Source organism: Andreprevotia lacus DSM 23236 (assembly GCF_900176275.1).
GTDB lineage: Bacteria > Pseudomonadota > Gammaproteobacteria > Burkholderiales > Chitinibacteraceae > Andreprevotia > Andreprevotia lacus.
This window is the reverse complement of sequence record NZ_FWXD01000024.1, coordinates 35,514-54,690: the sequence shown is the minus strand read 5'-3', so window position 1 is coordinate 54,690 and position 19,177 is coordinate 35,514. Positions and strand designations below refer to the sequence as shown.

The window sequence follows — 19,177 nt, the reverse complement described above, 5'->3', positions numbered from 1 at the left end:
CATGACCATCGAGCACCAAGTCCAGTTGGCGGACGACATCCCAGATGGGCAGATTACGAAACAGGGCAAGGCCGATGACGAGCCAGACCACATGTTCAGCTGGCAGCTTGCGCCTGCGGATTGAGGCTTTACCGGACGATGAGAGGGCTTGTTCGATCCAGTCGGGGTCGATCAGCGTACTGAGTCGATCCAGATTGGTGGGGATCCGGCTCAGGGTATGTGCGAGTTCGTGGTGCAGGGGGGTCATGTAAAAAGAGGACGTGAATCACGTCCTCTTTTTAACTCAATACCAGCGGCTAGCGCTTAACTGACTGGCATTAGGGCTAGCCCGGCTTTTTTGTTTGCCCCGCAGTGCGCGCAACCAGCAGGGTTTGCTGGTCGCGAACACTTACTCCTTGGGCGGCGGCGGCTCAATCACCTCGGACCAGCCACACTCCTTCTGCGGGCACTTCTTTTCCACGCCACGGCGCTTGGTGGTCTTGATGGTCAACACCGGCCACTTGCACTGCGGGCAGGCCTCGGCAATCGGCGGATCCCAGGTGGCGTAGTTGCACTTGGGATAGGTACTGCACGAATAGAACAGCTTGCCGTAGCGGCTCTTCTTCTCGCGCAGGGTGCCCTTGTGGCAGGTCGGGCATTCGACGCCGGTGTCCTTGGGCGGCTCCAGCGGCTCGATGTGCTTGCACTTCGGGTAGGCAGAGCAGCCGATGAACTTGCCGTAGCGGCCGGTCTTGATGTGCAGCGGCGACGCGCATTCCGGGCAGGCCCGATCTGGCACCACTTCCGGTTCGGTCGGTGCGGTATCGGCATCCTCGTTCAGATTGCGCGTGTAGTCGCATTCCGGATAGGTGGTACAGCCAATGAAGCGGCCACGCTTGCCCAGGCGGATGGCAAGTTTGTTGCCGCACTTGGGGCAATCCTCTTCCAGCTCTTCCTGAGTGACTTCCTTGCGCGACAGGCCCTGCTTCTCCACCACCACATCGTGGAACTTGTGCCAGAACTCGTCCATCACCGGTATCCACTCGCGGCTACCGTTGGAGATTTCATCAAGCTGGTCTTCCAGCTTGGCGGTGAAGTTGTAATCGACGTACTGGGTGAAATGGTCAGTCAGGAATTTGTTGACCACCTCACCGGTGTCGGTGGGGATGAAGCGCTTCTTGTCCAGATCGACGTATTCGCGATCCTTCAGCGTCTTGATGATGGACGCATAGGTAGACGGACGGCCGATGCCGAACTCTTCCAGCGCCTTCACCAGTGATGCTTCGGAATAGCGCGGCGGCGGCTGGGTAAAGTGCTGCTCGCCGGACAGCTTGTCGACCGGCAAGGCCTCGCCCTCTTCCAGCGGCGGCAGGCGTGCTTCGTCTTCGTCATCTTCGACGTCGTCGGCATCTTCCTGATACACGGCGATGAAGCCGGGGAACACCAGCGTCTGGCCGCTGGCGCGGAATACCGCCTGCGGGCCGACCTGGATATCCACACTGACGGTATCGAACTTGGCCGGCGACATCTGGCACGACAGCGTGCGCTTCCAGATCATCTGGTAGAGCTTGAACTGGTCGGCGCTCAGGAAGGCCTTGACCGAATCCGGCGTACGGGCGATCGAGGTCGGGCGCACGGCCTCGTGCGCTTCCTGCGCGTTCTTGGATTTGTTCTTGTACACCACCGGCGCGTTCGGCAGGTATTCCTTGTCGAAGTGATCGCCGATATAGCCACGAATATCTGCCAAGGCGTCATTCGACAGCGCCACCGAGTCGGTACGCATATAGGTAATCAGACCGACGGTTTCGCCACCGAGGTTGATACCCTCGTACAGCTGCTGCGCGGTACGCATCACGCGGTCGGTGGTCATGCCGAGCTTGCGCACGCCTTCCTGTTGCAAGGTGGACGTGGTGAACGGCGCCGCCGGGCTGCGTGACTTCTTTTTCTTCTCGACCTTGCCAACCCTGGCCTCGGCGCCGTTCAGCGCCTTGAGGATATCGGCTTGCGCCGCTTCGGTCGGGATATCGAACTGTTCAAGCTTCTTGCCCTGCCACTCGATCAGCCTGGCGCCGAACTTCTGGCGGCCCTTGTGGCTGTCCAGATGCACGGTCCAGTATTCCTGGCTGGTAAAGGCGCGGATTTCGATCTCGCGCTCGCAGATCAGCCGCAAAGCCGGGCTTTGCACACGACCGGCCGACAGGCCGGAGCGCACCTTGCGCCACAGCAGCGGCGACAGGTTGAAACCCACCAGATAATCGAGCGCGCTGCGTGCCTGCTGCGCATTGACAAGGTTGTTGTCGATGTCGCGCGGGTTGGCCACCGCATTGAGCACAGCCGATTCGGTAATTTCGTGGAATACCACGCGCTTGAAGGTCTTGTCCTTGTCGAGCAGCTTCTTGCCCTTGAGGATTTCAAGGATGTGCCAGGAAATGGCCTCGCCTTCTCTATCCGGGTCAGAGGCCAGATAGACGTTGTTGGCTACCTTGACCGCATCACAGATGGCATCGACGTGTTTCTTGTTCTTGTCGATGACCTGGTACTTCATCTTGTAGTCGTGCTCGGTATCCACCGAGCCGTCCTTGCGCACCAAGCCGCGCACGTGCCCATAGGAAGCGAGGATCTGGAAATCCTTGCCCAAGTACTTTTGCAGCGTTTTCGCCTTGGACGGCGATTCGACAATCAGCAGGTTTTCAGCCATGTGGCCTCGACGTGGAGTTCGGTAGGGGGCGCTCAGTGCAGCGTAGCGCCGTTACGGCCAAACAGGATTTCTTCAATCAACAGGTTAGAAAGTTGATCCCGCTTTCGCCAGACCACCATCAACACCAACAGTTTAAGGCGCTCAGCGCCAATTTCACTCTGGCTGTCTGCCAGCACGCGGTCGAGCACCATTTCGCGCTCGCTGGCGGTCAGCACACGCCCTTGCTCAAGATAGTGCCAATATGCGTGCGCGTCTTCATCCAGTCGCGCGGATTCGAGCGGATGCAGGTAGCGCGGCGTATCCGGTACGTCGGCATAGACACCAGTATCGAGCTTGGACAGCTCGGACAACCAGGCCAGTGCCTCCTGGATATCGTCGGACTCAAAGCCGACCGCGTCCAGCTGACGTGCCAGTGCTGGCAGCTCGGGCACGCCGTCTGCGGAATGAAAAGCTTCAAAAAGATAAGCGAGGACTTCTAGCATGAGGGCAACATCGGGGCGGCAGTGCTATTTTCCAAGCCTTTGCCAGCGCCCACCGGGCAGCACGGCAACCGTGCCCGCGAGTTCAAAACCGAACAGCATTGCGCAGAGTGCATCCGCCGTCAAGCCGGTACGCCCGGCCAGGGTGTCGATATCGACCGGGTCATAGCCCATGGCCCGCAACACGCCATCGTCATCACCAGGGCCAGCAGCGGCTGTTTCTGTTCCGATAAACGGTTGCGGCACAGGCACCAGCCGGGCCTGCCAATCCAGCTCATGCAGGATGTCGTCAGCGGCCTCGACCAGCTTGGCACCCTGCTTGATCAGGCTGTGGCAGCCGCGCGCCTGCGGGGCATGGATGGAGCCGGGAATCGCAAATACCTCTCGCCCCAGCTCGACCGCCTGCCTGGCGGTAATCAGCGAACCGCTCTCCAGCACAGCCTCGACCACCAGTGTACCCAGCGACAGCGCGGCGATGAGGCGATTGCGTTGCGGAAAATGTCCGGCCTTGGGCTCGGCGCCGAGTGCAAACTCGGAAATAAGCAAGCCATTGGCGGCAATTTCGTGCGCCAGCGCACGGTTGCCGGCCGGATAAACCCGGTCCAGCCCGGTGCCGACCACGGCGATGGTGGCCCCAACCCCCTCCAGCCCACCGCGATGGGCGGCTGCGTCAATACCGGCCGCCAGGCCGCTGATCACACACAGCCCGGCCTTGCTGAGCGTTGCGGCAAACGCCTCGGCATTGGCAATGCCCTGCGGCGTGGCATGGCGGCTGCCGACAATGCTGATCGCACTCGCGGCCAGCAAATCGCGCCGCCCCTTCAGGTACAGCACCGGCGGCGGGTCGGGCAGGTCAAGCAATTGCCTGGGGTAATCGGCATCGGCCAAGGTCAGCAGCCACTGATCGGGCATGGCCAGCCAGTCCAGCGCCCGCGAGATTTCCGTTGATTCGGCCGGCGCACTGCACCATGCCCGCAGCGCAGCGGGGGGCAGATGCTCGGCCAGCAAAGCCTGCGGTGCCGCCAGCGCGGCAGCCGGACCGGCAAAAACGCGCAGCAGCGCCAACTGGCGTCTGGTGCCCACACCGGGCACCAGACTGAAGCGCAACCAATCGCGACTATCGTTGTCGAGCGGCATGCTTTCCCTTCAATGCGGGCAGACTGTGCAAAACAAAGGCCACGCATTGCGTGGCCTTGTTCCCCGTCCGATCCGTTTACTGCATGGACTGCGCGGCGTCACCGACATTGACCGGCTGAGTGCTGTCGAGCAGCAAGCCATAGGCCACGTTGGGGAACACGCGGTAAATGAACAGATTGCCGTTCTTTTCCGGCGGCGTCATCAAACCCTGCTTTTCGCCTTCCTCGGCCTTGATCGGGCGACCCTGCTTGTAGGTAAACAGCACGCTACCGATATCAAGGCCATCGAGCGAGCCACGGTTCACCACCACGGTCGAATACGGACCGAAATCAGTGAGTCCGTCGTAGGCCGACACCACCAACCCCTTCACGCCACGCTCCGGCAGGTGCGGCACATAGTTGACGAACGGGATCTCGTCGTAACGCAGCAAGCGGTCACCCGGCTGGATTTCTTCCTTGGCCGTCACCACGTTCAAGGTCGAGACTTCGTCCACCTTCACCACGCGCACGTCGCCCAGATAGTTCACCTCGTAGCCCATCACGGCTTTGTGCTCGGGGTCGGCCGGGTCGTACAGCGGCTTGCCTGGACGGAATACCTGCCACACGTCACCGTCCTTGCCACTGAGGTTGAGCGCATAAATGCGATCACCCGCAGCATAGATCTGGCGTGCATCCGGGCCGGCGGCAATCCGCGGCGCCTTGGCCAGCTCGGCCGGCTCGATCAGCAGCGGGCGCTTCAGGAAAGGCTGGATCGCGTCGAGCGGGATACTGGCAATCGCGCCGTTGGTAAACTCCTCGACACGTACCTGAGGGCTGAGCTTGAGCGGACCACTCTGGCGATTGCCGTTCTTGTCGCTCTTGAGCAGCTTGAGGCGCGGCACCTTGCCCGACAGATCAAGAACAACCACGTCGCCCGGATAAATCCAGTGCGGGTTCTTGATCTCGTCCTTGTTGAGTTGCCAGATCTCCGGCCAGCGCCATGGCTGCTTGAGGAATTTGCCGGAGATACCCCAGAGCGTATCCCCCTTGACCACCACGTAGCGCTCGGGCGCATCTTTCTGCAGATCCAGCGTATCGGCGTGAGCAGTACCGGCCACGGCGCCGAGCACCAAAAGAAGGGATATAATCGTTTTTCGCATTGTCGGGCTCATCCCGCGCTCCCGGAACGGGCGCGCTGTGTGATTAGAGTTTCTACTGATTCTGCATATAAACTTTTTAAGTCGCAAGCAACCATGAGCATTCTGAATATATTGCACTATCCCGACGAGCGCTTGCATACCGTTGCAAAACCGGTAACGCAATTCGACGAGCGTCTGCAAACCATGATCGACGACATGGCGCAAACCATGTACGAAGCCCCCGGCATTGGCCTTGCCGCCACGCAGGTCGACTTCCATCAGCGGCTGATCGTGGTCGATATTTCGGAAAGCAAGGATCAGCTGATGGTGCTGATCAACCCGGAAATCGTCGAAGCAGACGGCCACACTGTCTACGAAGAAGGATGCCTGTCGGTACCCGGCATTTACGAGGAAGTCGAGCGTGCCGAGCATATCCGCATCAAGGCACTCGATCGTCACGGCAAACCCTATGAAATCGAAGCTGACGGCCTATTGGCGATTTGCATCCAGCACGAAATCGACCATCTGGACGGCAAGGTGTTTGTTGAAAAACTGTCGCGCCTGAAACTGAATCGGATTATCCAGAAGCTGAAGAAAAACCAGCGCAAAACCATGTAAACCGGGTGGTAATATTGCCGCCCGCCGAGAATAAGCCTGCCTGAAGCAATGAAACTGATTTTTGCCGGAACACCCGATTTTGCCGCTGCCGCACTCGAAGCGCTGATTGCTGCCGGGCACGACATCGTCCTCGTGCTCACCCAGCCTGACCGCCCCGCCGGGCGTGGCATGAAGCTCACGCCGTCGCCAGTCAAAGTCGTTGCGCAAAAACACCAGTTGCCGGTTTACCAGCCGGAAAAACTGCGCACGCCCGAGCAGCAGGCCCCGGTCGCAGCTATCGAGGCCGACGCAATGATCGTCGCGGCCTATGGCATCATCCTGCCGCAAGCAGTGCTCGACATGCCGCGCCTGGGCTGTCTCAACATTCATGCCTCGCTACTGCCACGCTGGCGTGGCGCTGCGCCGATACAGCGCGCCATCCTGGCGGGCGATGCCGATACCGGCATCACCATCATGCAGATGGATGCCGGCCTCGATACCGGCGACATGCTCAGCGTGCATGTCACGCCGATCACCGCCGATGACGCGGCGCACACGCTGCACGACAAGCTGATGGCGCAAGGCGCTGCGGCCATCGTCTCCGCGCTGGCCGATCTGCCGGCACTGCAGGCCGCGCGCAAGCCCCAGCCAGCCGACGGCGTGACCTACGCCGAAAAACTGCGCAAGGAAGAATCGCAGATCGACTGGCAACGCCCTGCCGCCGAACTGGACCGCATGATCCGCGCTTTCAACCCCTTTCCCTCGGCGCAAACCACGCTGGATGGCAACCCGCTGAAAATCTGGCGCGCCACCCCCTGTGCAGGCAGCGGCATGCCGGGCACGGTGCTGCAGGCCGATCGCGACGGCATCGTCGTGGCGTGCGGCGATGGCGCGCTCAAGCTGCTGGAGCTGCAAAAAGCCGGCGGCAAGCGCATGGATGCCGCCGCCTTGCTGGCCGGCAGCGCCTTGCCGGCAGGCAGCGTGCTCGGTGTCTGAGCAAGGGCCCGGATGCCGATTGCGTAAATCGTACCCATCCGATTGAATTTTCTGCGTTTTGCGACATCTATAACGATGTCACCCACTCCTTAAAGCTTTACGCATCATGAACAACTGGCTGAAAACGACCATCCTGATGGCCGCGATCCTGGCCCTCTTCGTATTTATCGGCGGGCTGATCGGCGGCAAGACCGGCATGCTGATTGCGCTGCTCATCGGCGGCGGCATGAATGTGTTCGCCTACTGGAACTCGGACAAAATGGTGCTGCGCATGTACAACGCGCAGCAAGTGGATGCCACGACCGCGCCCGAGCTGTATGGCATGGTGCAAGAACTGGCGCAACGCGCCGGCCTGCCCATGCCCAAGGTCTACGTGATCGACGAAGACCAGCCCAATGCCTTTGCCACCGGCCGCAATCCTGAAAACGCCGCCGTGGCGGCCACCACCGGCATCATGCGCGTGCTGAGCTACCGCGAGCTGCGCGGCGTGATGGCGCACGAGCTGGCCCACGTACAGCACCGCGACATCCTGATTTCAACCATCTCGGCCACCATGGCCGGCGCGATCTCGGCACTGGCCAACTTTGCCATGTTCTTTGGCGGGCGCGATGAAGACGGCCGGCCAATGAACCCCATCGTTGGCATCCTGCTGGCCATTCTGGCGCCGCTGGCGGCCAGCCTGATCCAGATGGCCATCTCGCGCTCGCGCGAGTTTGCCGCCGACGCCGGTGGCGCCCGCATCAGCGGCGACCCGCAGGCACTGGCCGACGCACTGCAGAAAATCGAAGCCTATGCGCAGGGCATCCCCATGCATGCCGCCGAGGCCCACCCGGAAACCGCACAAATGATGATCATGAACCCGCTGCTCGGCGGCGGGCTCACCGATCTGTTCCGCACCCACCCCCAAACTGCTGACCGCGTTGCCCGCCTGCATGCCATGGCACGCGGCCAGCTGGAGTACTGATGTATCAAACACAGAAATACGCCGGCGAGATCATTGCTGCCGTGCTGGACGGGCAAACGCTGACCGATGCCTTCAACCGCGTCTGGAAGCTGGAGCCCAACCTGCGCCCGCAACAGCGCGGCGCCATCCAGGACCTGGGCTATGGCACCCTGCGCCACCTGGGCCTGCTGCAGCGCGTGCTCGAATCCTTGCTGAACAAGCCGATGCGCGAGCCGGAGCTGCGCGCGCTGCTGCTGGTCAGCCTGTACCAGCTGCATTTCACGCGCGCAGCGCCCTACACCATCGTCGATCACGCGGTAAAAGTGGCCGCCCATACCGGCGCCGGCAAGGGCAAGGGACTGGTCAACGCCATCCTGCGCAACTTCATGCGTCAGCGCAACGAGCTGGTGGGCGCCGCCGAGCGCACGCCGCTGGGCCGCTGGTCACACCCGGTATGGTGGATTTCTGCGCTGCAAAAAGCCTACCCGCAGCAGTGGGAGGCCATCCTTGCCGCCGGTAACCAGCACCCGCCGATGACGCTGCGTGTGAATCGCCGGCGCGGCACGCTGGGCGACTATCAGGCGCGGCTGCAGGACGCCGGCATTGCTGCACGCGCGCTGGATGACGACAGCGCCTTGCTGCTCAAGCAGCCCGTCGGTGTCGATATGCTGCCGGGCTTCTTCGATGGTGATGCCTCGGTACAGGATTGGGGTGCACAACGTGCGGCACAGTTGCTGGATGTGCGCGATGGCATGCGCGTACTCGACGCTTGCGCAGCCCCCGGCGGCAAGACCGGCCACATTCTGGAACTGGCCGATGTCGACCTCACTGCAGTCGATTTCGATGCGCAACGCCTGTCCCGCGTGGCTGATAATCTCAAACGACTGAACCTGACCGCCACCCTGAAAACCGGCGATGCCGGCTCACCGACGGGCTGGTGGGATGGCAAACTCTTTGACCGCATTCTGGCCGATGTGCCCTGCTCGGCCACCGGTGTGGCGCGCCGCCACCCGGACATCAAGTGGCTGCGCCGGCCCGAAGACTTTGCCAGCTTTGCACGCCAACAGGCCGAAATGCTCGACGCACTGTGGCCGCTCGTGGCACCCGGCGGCAAACTCCTTTATGCTACGTGCTCGATTTTCCCGGCGGAAAATAGCGAACAAGCGGCTGCGTTTGCAGCGCGTCATGCCGACGCGGAACGCCTGCCGCTGAACCTGCCGGGTGATGGACAGTTACTGCCCAGCCCGGAGCATGATGGCTTTTTCTACGCGCTGTTTTCAAAACGCCCTGTGTAAGCTGGCAGCATTGCTGCTGGCTGCATGCGTTTTGCTGCCCGCTTGGGCGGCAGAAAACAGCGTGCACCCGGTCAGCACCAGCGCAGAATATGCGAGCGAGCATATCGAGCTGAATGCGCGCTTCCAGCTTGGCCTGAGCCAGACGCTGGAAGACGCGCTGGCCAACGGCCTGACCCTGCCGTTCACCTACGAATTCCAGCTCACCCGTCCACGCCTGTATGCGTGGTACCGGCAGGCGGCGGACAGTTTCAATCCCACCGCCTCGCTCACCTATCGCCTCACCTATCACTCGCTATCGCGCCAGTACCGCGTCAATTACGGCAGCTTCTATCGCGGCTTTGCTTCGCTGGATGAAGCACTGTCGGCGCTGGGGGTGGTGCGCAACTGGAATGTGCTGGCCGACACCGGCATCGCCAAAGACAAGGACCCGTTCGCCGGCAAGATCCGCCTGCGGCTGGATGTGTCGCAGCTGCCCAAGCCCTTCCAGCTCTCCACCATGGGCCAGGGCGACTGGAAGCTTGAGTCGGGCTGGATTGATGTCAGCAGCGAAGGAGGTGGCTCGTGAAACGCATGCTGCTGATCCTCGCCTCGCTGGGCGCCATCCTGCTGTTCCTGCTGGCCACCGCCTCGGGCAGCACCTCGGTGTTCTCGCAATACTACAACCAGGTGCTGGCACTCAACATCCTGCTGCTTGTCGGCCTGATCGTGCTGGTCGGCTCGCGCTTCTGGCAGCTCAAGAAACGGGTCCGGGCCAAGGAATTCGGCTCGCGCCTCACCCTGAGGCTGGTGCTGTCGTTTGCGCTGATCGCGGTGTTGCCGGGGGCGCTGGTGTATACGCTGTCGGTGCAGTTCCTGAATCGTTCGATCGAGAACTGGTTCAATGCCAGTGTAGACAACGCGCTGGATCGCGGCCTGAACCTGGGCCACAGCGCCATCGATTACCAATTGTCCGACCTCACCCGCAAGGGCAAGGTCATCGCGCTCGACATCCACGATGACACCGGCAGCGTCGTGCTCACCCGCCTTACCCGGCTGCGCGAGCAGATCGGCGTGCAAGAGCTGAGTCTGTTTGACGAAAACGGCCAGGTGCTGGCCCATATCGGCAATGAAAGCGCCGGCCTGTTCCCCAACCAGCCCGAACGCAGCCAGCTCAGGCAGGCGCTGCGCACGCCGGTCAGCCAGCTTGAATCCAAACCGGGACAGGATCTGCTGATGCGGGTGCTGATCCCCATGCACTCCAGCGGTTTTGGCGATCGCTCGCGCGTGCTGCAGCTCATCCAGCCGGTGCCACACCAGCTCGCAGCCGACGCCGAGCTGGTCGAGCGCGCGCGCTCCGACTATAAACTGCAGTCGCAATCCCGGCAGGGGCTGAAGTTCATTTTCAGCCTCACGCTCACGCTGGCATTGCTGATGGCCTTCCTTGGCGCCGCCGCGCTGGCCATTTACCTGTCCGACAAGCTGGCCGCACCACTGTCCATACTGGCCAATGCCACCAAGGCCGTGGCGGCGGGCGACTTCTCGCGCCAGCAACCGATCACCAGCCGCGACGAGTTCGGCATCCTTACCCACTCGTTCAACCGCATGACGCGCCAACTGGCCGAGGCGCGCGATACGCTGGAAAAGCAGGAAGCTGCGCAAGCCGCCGCCAAGGCTTATCTGCAAACCATCCTGGGCTCACTGTCGTCCGGCGTGCTGGCCTTCGGCGACGACTGGAAGCTCACCAGCAGCAACCAGAGCGCGCTGCGCGTGCTGGATCTGGACATCGTCGAGCTGGGCGATACCCCGCTGCAGCAATGGCCCGAAACCAAACCGCGCTTCGCGCGCTTCTGCAACGAGATCCTGCAAGGCTTCGAGTCGGATGAAGAACACTGGCAACGCCAGGTCGAGCTGGATGAAACCCAGCGCGTACTCAACGTGCGCGGCACCCGGCTGGCACAGGAAACCGGGGGCGGCTTCGTGGTGGTGTTCGACGACATCACCAAGCTGCTATCTGCCCAGCGCGATGCCGCCTGGGGTGAAGTAGCCCGCCGGCTGGCGCACGAGATCAAGAACCCGCTCACCCCCATCCAGCTCGCGGCAGAGCGGCTGGAATTCAAGCTTTCCGACAAACTCGACGAAGCCGGTGCCGATCTCTTGGCGCGCAATACGCAAACCATCGTCAAGCAGGTGGGTGCACTCAAGCAGATGGTCGATGCCTTCCGCGACTACGCGCGCGCGCCCACCGGCAAGCAAAAACAGGTCGATCTGCAGCAACTGCTGGCCGACGTACTGGTACTGTACGAAGCAGCCCCCATCACCCGCATCGACCTTGCTCATGGCCCGCTCCTGGTCAACGGCGATGCCACGCATTTGCGTCAGGTCATCCATAACCTGCTGCAAAACGCGCAAGATGCCATCCAGGCGGTCGACCTCGCGTCGGAACGCCCGGCGGAAATTTGCGTGAAAACAGAAAAAGCCGATAAATTTGCACGGCTGACAATAGAAGACAGCGGAACCGGCTTTCAGCTCGACATGCTCTCGCGCGTGTTCGAACCCTACGTGACCACCAAGCAAAAGGGCACCGGGCTCGGCCTTGCGATCGTCAAGAAAATCATCGAAGAGCATCAGGGCAGAATAACAGCGGGCAACCGCGATAGCGGCGGCGCATCCATACGGATCGAATTGCCGCTCATGGAGGGATGAAGTGGGAAGTCAGGATATTTTGGTCGTCGATGACGAAATAGGGATCCGTGAGCTCTTGTCGGAGATCTTGCAGGATGAGGGCTATAGCGTGGCGCTGGCGGAAAACGCCGAAACCGCGCGCAAGCTGCGCAATCAGGCGCAACCCCGACTGGTGCTGCTGGATATCTGGATGCCGGATACCGATGGCGTGACCCTGCTCAAGGAATGGGCGCGTAACGGTCAGCTCACCATGCCCGTCATCATGATGTCGGGCCATGCCACGATCGATACGGCGGTGGAAGCTACGCGCATTGGTGCGATGGACTTTCTGGAAAAGCCCATCGGCCTGCAAAAGCTGCTGGCCGCCGTCAAGCGCGCACTGACCCAGCAGCCCGACCTGCAAAAGGTCGTCGCCAATCTGGCGCGGCTGGGTGAGGCCGAGCTGATCCGCGAGCTGGCACGCGTACTTGATGCCGCCAAGCAGCAAGGCACTCCGGTGATGCTGCTGGGTGAGCCGGGCGTAGGCTTCGAGATCTGCGCACGCTATCTGGGCGGCAGCAATGTGCCGTTCATCGCACCGCTGTCGAACGACGATATCGCGGTCGCGCCACAAGAACTGGTCAACAAGGCCAGCGGTGGCGTGCTGTTCCTGCGCGACATCGCCTATCTGGATCGCCGTGCGCAAGCCGGTCTGAAGAATGTGCTGCCCAAGCTGGACAAGGCGCGGGTGAAACTGGTGTCGGCATCGAGCAAGCCGCTGGATGCACTGGCATCGGGCATGGACCCCGAGCTGTTGCACCAGTTGTCGCAACTGATCGTGCCGGTGCCCAGCCTGCGTGAACACCGCGATGACATTCCGCCGCTGGCCGAAGCCATGCTGGCCGAGATCGTCAACAGCAACAAGCTGGGGCCGCGCCGCTTCAGCCTGGGCGCGTTGCAGTTGCTGGCGCAGCAGGACTGGCCGGGCAATATCGACGAGCTGGTGAACGTGGTGAAGAGCCTGGCACTGACCAGCCGCGATGGCGAGATCGATACCGCGCCGGTATCGCGCATCCTGTCGCAGTTCGCCCCCAGTGGCGAGGCACCGATCACCACATCGAGCAACCCGGCACCGCTGCCCATGGTGGATTTCGCACTGCCACTGCGCGAAGCGCGCGACCAGTTCGAGAAGTATTACCTGGAGCTGCACATTGAGCAGACCGGCGGCAATATGAGCCGGGTGGCGGAGAAGATCGGACTGGAACGCACCCATCTGTACCGCAAGCTCAAGTCACTGGGCATCCAGGTGCCCAAGAAGAACCGCGGCAACGACGAAGAGTAAAGCGCGTGACCCGCCACGCCGATCTGGACCGGCTGCTGGACACGGCGGAAACGCTGCTCCAGCAGCAGGCCGGTGAAGGGCTGCAACTGCTTGAGCACGCCCGTCGCCAGGCCGAGGCCGCCGACCGAACCGACGCCGCGCTGCGCGCCCGCCGGCTGTCGGCCATCGCACTCTGTCATCTGGGGCGCAGCGGCGATTCGCTGGCGCTGCTGCAGGAAACACTGCCGCTGGCCGTGCAGGCCGGCGTGATCGGTGAAGAAGCCGAACTGCTCGAAGCACTGGGCCGCTGCCACTACAGTACAGGCGACTACGATGCCGCCATGCGCTGCTGGCACGAGGCGCTGGCCGTGGCACTGGGCGCAGGCTGCCACGCCGCCTTCATCCGTGCGCAAGTCGGGCTGGGCCAGGTGTTTTTCGGCTACGAACGCTACGAAGCGGCGCTTGAGCACCACTACAAGGCCTATGACTACGTACACCTGGTCGATGATCTGGTGTTGCGCGGCATGGTCTACATCAATCTCGCACATGACCTCTATCGGCTGGTGCGGCTGGACGAGGCGGAAATCGCGCTGCAGCGCGCCTACGACGTGATGGCGCCCGCCCGCAGCCTGGAACACGAGGCCGAGGTTTACCGCATGCGCGGCCTGCTGCTACTGGCGCGCGGCAACCCGGAAGACGCCTACGCCAGCTTCATGGCGGCACTGAAAATCTGCCGCCTGCAACGCCATCAGTGGGGCGAGCTGGTCAGCCTGATCGGCCTGGGCGAATGCCTGCTGGCCCAATCGGAATGGCTGGACGCGCGCGAAACGCTGGAAATCACGCTGGCGCTGGCCGAGCAATCATTCCCCTCGCCGCACATCCATTACCGCATCCATGCGGCGCTGGCCAAGGTCAACGCCGGGCTGGGCAATACGCCAGGCGTCGAACACCATCGCGCCGCGCACCAGCGGCACTACATTGCCTTCCACAGCCAGCCGCCCACCGTCATGATCGCCGCACTGGCCGAGCGCACCGATGCCAGCCATGATGAAGACATCCGCACGCGCACCTTGCGGCGGGCCAATGACGAAGCCGGCTCATATAGCGCACCGGTGCTGGCCACATCGCTCGGCAAGGTGCATTGACCGCCGCGGCGACCGCGAGCGGTACAGGTTTTGTTGAACGGCAGCCCGGCTGCCACTGAGATGCAACCCGCATGTCGAATATCCTGATTCTGGGCGCTGGCCGCGTCGGCGCATCGGTGGCCGAGCAACTGGTCCACGAGCAATACCGCGTCACCGTGGTGGACGAAAACGCCGCCAGCCTCAAGCTGCTGCAGGACAAGCTGGACCTGCGCACCGTGCAGGGCAATGCCGGCAGTCCCGAGGTACTGAGCGCGGCCGGTGCGGCCGATGCCGACCTGCTCCTGGCCGTCACCCCCACCGACGAGCTGAACATGGTGGCGTGCAAGGTCGCGCAAACCTTGTTCAACGTGCCGACACGGTTGGCGCGCATCCGCAACCCCGATCTGCTGGCGCGGCCCGAGCTGTTTGCCGATCATGCCTTTGCCATCGACCACGTGATCACCCCGGCACAGATTGTCACCGAATACCTGTGCCGGCTGGTGGAAACGCCCGAAGCGCTGCAGGTGCTCGATTTTGCCGGTGGCCTGGCGCAACTGGTGGTGGTACGTGTCGAGGAAGACGCCGACATGGCCGGCAAGCCCTTGCGTGCGCTGCGCGAGCTGCTGCCCAAGGCCGACTGCCGCGTGGTCGGCATCTACCGCCGCAACCGCACCATACGCCCCGATGGCGATACACAGGTCGAAGCTGGCGACGAAGTCTTCGTGCTGACCGCGCAGCGCGATCGCCGCGCCGTGCTGGCGCTGTTCCACGAGGCCGGACGCAAGCTGCGCCGCATCCTGATTGCCGGGGGCGGCAATGTCGGCTTCCGGCTGGCGCGCGCCTTGCAGGGGCAATACCAGGTCAAGCTGATCGAGAACAACCCGGCGCGCGCCGCGTGGCTGGCCGAGCATCTGGCCGACACGCTGGTGCTGTTGGGCGACGGCACCGACGAGGGGCTACTGGAAACCGAACAGATCGAGCGCACCGACCTCTATCTTGCGCTGACCAGCGATGACGAGGACAACATCATGTCCGGCCTGCTGGCCAAGCAAATGGGGGCGCGCAAGGTGATCGCCATCATCAACCGCTCGCGCTATGTCGGCCTGCTGCAGGGCAGCCGCATCGACGTGGCGCTGTCGCCGGCGCAAGTCACCATCGGCTCGCTACTGGCCCATGTGCGGCGCGGCGATATCGAGGCGGTGCACAACCTGCGCCGGGGTACGGCCGAGGCCATGGAGATCGTTGCGCACGGCAGCCGGGGCACCTCGCGCGTGGTCGGCCGCAAGGTGGCCGAGCTGCGCCTGCCGGACGGTATCCACTTCGCCGCGCTGGTGCGCGGCGAGGAAGTGATCATCGTGCACCACGATACCGAAATTGCCGACGGCGACCATGTGATCGTTTTTGTGGACAACAAGCGCCGCATCCGCGAGGTGGAGCACCTGTTCGCGGTCAAGCTGGGGTTCTTCTGATGCGCACCGGCACGGCCTACCGCGTACTGCCCGTCATTGCCGTGCTGGCGCGTGTGGCGCTGCTGTTTTCGCTCACCCTGCTGGTGCCGATCACGGTTGCGTGGTTCAACAACGATGCCGGGCTGCAGCCGTTCACGCGCGCGCTGGCCGGGCTGCTGACCTTCAGTCTGCTCCTGCTGCTGTTCACGCGCCGTTTCCGCCGCGAGCTGGGCATACGCGACGGCTTCGTGCTGGTGATCGGGCTGTGGACCATGCTGCCGGCGCTGGCCGCCGTGCCGCTGCGGCTGTACAACCCGGAGTGGTCGCTCACGCATTGCTACTTCGAGGGCATGTCTACCATGACCACCACGGGTGTGACGGCCTTCAGCGGGCTGGACCACCTGCCCATGTCGGTGAACCTGTGGCGGCACATGCTCAACTGGCTGGGCGGCATGGGTATCCTGGTGCTGGCCGTCGCCATCCTGCCCATGCTGGGCGTGGGCGGCATGCAGCTGTTCAAGGCCGAAACGCCGGGGCCGATCAAGGACGCCAAGCTCACGCCGCGCATCAACGAGACCGCACGCAATCTGTGGCTGATCTACATGGCCATGACCGCCTGCTGCGCGCTGCTGCTGCGCTATGCGGGCGGGCTGGGCTGGTTTGATGCGGTATGCCATGCCTTTGCCGCGCTGTCGCTGGGCGGGCTGTCCACGCACGATGCCAGCGTGGGTTACTTCGATTCGCCGCTGGTCGAGGGCATCATGATTTTCTTCATGCTGCTGGCCGCCACCAACTTTGCCACCCACTATCTGGCTATTACGGGGCGCAAGCTGTCAGTGTACTGGCGCGATACCGAGTTCAAGGCCATGCTCACCCTGATCGGTGGCGGCATCGTGCTGTGCGCGCTCTATCTGCAATGGTGGGGCACCTATCCGGACTTCCTCACCAGCCTGCGCCACGTGGCATTCAACCTGGTGTCGATTGCCACCGGCAGTGGCTTTGTCAGCACCGACTACGGCCAGTGGCCCGTGGTGGTGCCGCTGGCCATGTTGCTGCTGTCGTCGATTACTGCCTGCTCCGGCTCGACCGGTGGCGGCATCAAGATGATCCGCACGCTGATCCTGCTGCGTGAATCGGGCCGCCAGCTCACTACGCTGCTGCACCCCAACGCTGTGCGCCCGCTGCGCGTGAACGGCGTGAGCATACCCGGCCCGGTGATCTTTGCCGTGCTCGGCTTCATCTTCCTGTACTTCATCAGCGCCGTCGTGCTGACCTTTCTGCTGCTGATTACCGGCATGGATTTCCTCTCGGCCTTCACCGCCGTCATTGCCTGCCTGAACAACGCCGGGCCGGGGCTGGGCATCGTCGGCCCCGCCAATAACTACAGCGTACTGAACGATGCGCAAATCTGGATCTGCACTGCCGCCATGCTGCTGGGCCGGCTGGAAATCGTGTCGGTGCTGGTGGTGTTCACGCCGGCATTCTGGCGCAGCTAGGGCCTGTTAACACTTATTTCGCGCTTGCGCTGGGCCGCAAAGAGGTCAGCTACAAGGCACGCAACGCAGGCAATAACCGGTTATTGCCAAGGCGCGTAACGCCGTAGATGGCCTCTTTGCGGCCCAGCCCTGCGGGTTCGGGGTTTTTCGGGCGGTTCGCTGCCTTGCAAACCGCTTGCGGTACCCGTACCGCGGCGCGTTCTGCGCCTTGCGCTCCATCCCGAACTACCCCGAACGCAAGCGTGAAATAAGTGTTAACAGGCCCTAGGCAAACCCACTGCTGCAAAACAACAAAAAACCGGGCACATTCAAAAGAAAAGTCCCTGGCGCCCTGCGCTGCTGAATAATGCCCGTCAGGGCATGTCCCGTTCTGAGAGGAGTTGGAAACCATGGCCGCCAATTGGGATTTCTACAGCTTGCTGGTCAACGACAAGCCAGCGTCCATCTTTGTCGACCTTGATGCCATCGCCACGGCGCCGGATGCCGCGCTGCCGTTCATGGCCTTCGTGAGCCTGAAGTTGCGCCACCCGCAAGCAGATGGTCTGTGCGGCCCGGAAGAATACGAAGCGCTCAACAAGCTGGAGGACGCACTCATTCCCGCCCTCACGCAGGATGACAGCGCCTTTGTCGGCCGCTGCACCACGGCTGGCCGGCGCGATTTCATTTTCTATCTGGCCAGTGCAGAAGAATGGTGTGCCGACGTGGCTGTCGCCATGCAGTCCTTCCCGGAATACAACTACCAGCAAGGCATGCGCCATGAACCGGAATGGCCCACCTATCTCGAGTTCCTCTACCCTGGTCCTGCTGACCGGCTGATGATCGAAGACCGGCGCGTGTGCCGGGCGCTGGAGCAACACGGTGACGCGCTGCAAGCGGCGCGCGAGGTGGATCACTGGACCAGCTTTACCGACACCAAGCAGCGGGATGCCTTTGTTGCTGCCGTGGCAGAGCAGGGGTTCCAACTGCGCCAGACCACCAGTCAGCAGGATGCGGCGCTGCCGTATCAGGTGCAGATTTCACGCGTGGATACCCCGAGCTATGCCAGTATATCGAGCATCACCCTGCCGCTGAGCGAGCTGGCGGCAAGGTACGGTGGCCGCTATCAAGGCTGGGGCTGCCCCGTCGTGGCATGACGCAGTTGGCCGCGACGGCCAGCGGGGATAGCGGCAATAGGCCACGCCGCTGACAAAAGCTAGCATGCCGGCATGGACATTTTCATCACCGGGTTCTTGCTGTCACTGTCGCTGTGTCTGGACATCGGTATCGTCAACGTCGCGATGATAGACATCGCGCTCAAGCATGGCGCACGCCCGGCGCTGTGGCTGGGGCTGGGTTCGTGCTTTGGCGACCTGACCTACGCCATCCTGTCGCTGCTGGGCATGAGCGTGCTGCTGCAATTTGTGGCCGTGCAATGGCTGACGTGGATCGTCGGTGGCGGCGTGCTGCTGTGGCTGGCCGGCAAGATGGCGCTGCACGCGTGGCGCGATGCACACGGCGGTGAAGTCGCCCACGCCCCGCTTCCGCCACTGCGCCACCTATTCGGCCGCGGCCTGACCCTGGCACTGGCCTCGCCCTCCGCCATCCTGTGGTTCGCCGCCGTCGGCGGCAGCCTGATCGCGCAGGCCACCGACGGCAGCAGCGCATCGGCCGCCGTCTTCCTCGGCGGCTTCTTTGCCGGCGGGCTAGCCTGGTCCATCTTCGTCTGCTACGCCGCCGCACACGGCGGCAAACTGCTCGGCCGCCGCTTCATCCAGGCCTGCCACGCACTCTCGGCGACGCTGTATCTGTATTTTGCTGTGCTGGTGATCGTGAATGGGGCGAGGAAGTTAGTTTGAAGTGGCCCGCCCCAGCTGTTCTCAGGACGGTTGCTACCGCGATATCAAGCACACCACTGCGGCCAACTCCCT

The 19,177-nt window shown here is 62.7% G+C and carries 17 protein-coding genes; 12 read left to right on the top strand and 5 right to left on the bottom strand.

From position 1 onward, the window contains the following. The 5 genes from B9A19_RS16910 to B9A19_RS16890 all read right to left on the bottom strand — a co-directional run. The coding region (locus B9A19_RS16910) for a transposase domain-containing protein (protein WP_176216990.1) at positions 1-247 on the bottom strand (247 nt) is incomplete at its 3' end. A gap of 141 nt (positions 248-388) precedes the next feature. Then, on the bottom strand, positions 389-2,677 hold the full coding sequence (gene topA / locus B9A19_RS16905; protein WP_084092343.1) for a type I DNA topoisomerase: 2,289 nt from the start codon (positions 2,675-2,677) through the stop codon (positions 389-391). 32 nt (positions 2,678-2,709) lie between these two features. Then, positions 2,710-3,159 carry a DUF494 family protein gene (locus tag B9A19_RS16900; protein ID WP_084092342.1) on the bottom strand — a complete coding sequence of 150 codons (450 nt, stop codon included), beginning with the start codon at positions 3,157-3,159 and terminating at the stop codon, positions 2,710-2,712. A gap of 24 nt (positions 3,160-3,183) precedes the next feature. Then, positions 3,184-4,293: a DNA-processing protein DprA gene (dprA, locus tag B9A19_RS16895; protein ID WP_084092341.1), complete on the bottom strand. Its 1,110-nt coding sequence runs from the start codon at positions 4,291-4,293 to the stop codon at positions 3,184-3,186. Positions 4,294-4,369: 76 nt separating this feature from the next. Then, positions 4,370-5,389, bottom strand: a complete 1,020-nt coding sequence (locus B9A19_RS16890) for a LysM peptidoglycan-binding domain-containing protein (RefSeq protein WP_245804369.1) — start codon at positions 5,387-5,389, stop codon at positions 4,370-4,372. Between the two features lie 135 nt (positions 5,390-5,524). Between B9A19_RS16890 and def the strand changes: the two genes are divergently transcribed. The 12 genes from def (at position 5,525) to B9A19_RS16830 (ending at position 19,105) form a co-directional block, all read left to right on the top strand. Continuing rightward, on the top strand, positions 5,525-6,028 hold the full coding sequence (def, locus tag B9A19_RS16885; RefSeq protein ID WP_084092339.1) for a peptide deformylase: 504 nt from the start codon (positions 5,525-5,527) through the stop codon (positions 6,026-6,028). A gap of 48 nt (positions 6,029-6,076) precedes the next feature. Then, positions 6,077-7,003, top strand: a complete 927-nt coding sequence (gene fmt, locus B9A19_RS16880; RefSeq protein ID WP_084092338.1) for a methionyl-tRNA formyltransferase — start codon at positions 6,077-6,079, stop codon at positions 7,001-7,003. Positions 7,004-7,109: 106 nt separating this feature from the next. Further along, complete coding sequence (gene htpX, locus B9A19_RS16875; protein ID WP_084092337.1) at positions 7,110-7,967, top strand: zinc metalloprotease HtpX; 858 nt, start codon at positions 7,110-7,112, stop codon at positions 7,965-7,967. Further along, positions 7,967-9,241 (top strand): 16S rRNA (cytosine(967)-C(5))-methyltransferase RsmB, encoded by a 1,275-nt coding sequence (gene rsmB / locus B9A19_RS16870; protein ID WP_084092336.1) that lies wholly within the window; start codon positions 7,967-7,969, stop codon positions 9,239-9,241. The genes htpX and rsmB overlap by 1 nt, the downstream gene beginning before the upstream one ends. Positions 9,242-9,302: 61 nt before the next feature. Next, on the top strand, positions 9,303-9,806 hold the full coding sequence (locus B9A19_RS16865) for a DUF4390 domain-containing protein (protein ID WP_176216989.1): 504 nt from the start codon (positions 9,303-9,305) through the stop codon (positions 9,804-9,806). Between the two features lie 5 nt (positions 9,807-9,811). Beyond that, on the top strand, positions 9,812-11,923 hold the full coding sequence (locus B9A19_RS16860; protein WP_245804370.1) for a sensor histidine kinase: 2,112 nt from the start codon (positions 9,812-9,814) through the stop codon (positions 11,921-11,923). A gap of 1 nt (position 11,924) precedes the next feature. Further along, positions 11,925-13,223 (top strand): sigma-54-dependent transcriptional regulator, encoded by a 1,299-nt coding sequence (locus B9A19_RS16855; RefSeq protein ID WP_084092333.1) that lies wholly within the window; start codon positions 11,925-11,927, stop codon positions 13,221-13,223. Positions 13,224-13,228: 5 nt separating this feature from the next. Further along, positions 13,229-14,347, top strand: a complete 1,119-nt coding sequence (locus tag B9A19_RS16850) for a tetratricopeptide repeat protein (RefSeq protein ID WP_084092332.1) — start codon at positions 13,229-13,231, stop codon at positions 14,345-14,347. 71 nt (positions 14,348-14,418) lie between these two features. Beyond that, on the top strand, positions 14,419-15,795 hold the full coding sequence (gene trkA, locus B9A19_RS16845; protein ID WP_084092331.1) for a Trk system potassium transporter TrkA: 1,377 nt from the start codon (positions 14,419-14,421) through the stop codon (positions 15,793-15,795). Further along, positions 15,795-17,270 (top strand): TrkH family potassium uptake protein, encoded by a 1,476-nt coding sequence (locus tag B9A19_RS16840; protein WP_084092330.1) that lies wholly within the window; start codon positions 15,795-15,797, stop codon positions 17,268-17,270. Before trkA ends, B9A19_RS16840 begins: the two co-directional genes overlap by 1 nt. A gap of 389 nt (positions 17,271-17,659) precedes the next feature. Then, complete coding sequence (locus tag B9A19_RS16835; RefSeq protein ID WP_084092329.1) at positions 17,660-18,403, top strand: DUF695 domain-containing protein; 744 nt, start codon at positions 17,660-17,662, stop codon at positions 18,401-18,403. Positions 18,404-18,475: 72 nt separating this feature from the next. Then, entirely contained in the window at positions 18,476-19,105 is a 630-nt protein-coding gene (locus B9A19_RS16830; RefSeq protein WP_084092328.1) for a LysE family translocator, read from the top strand. The last annotated feature ends 72 nt before the right edge of the window (positions 19,106-19,177 follow it).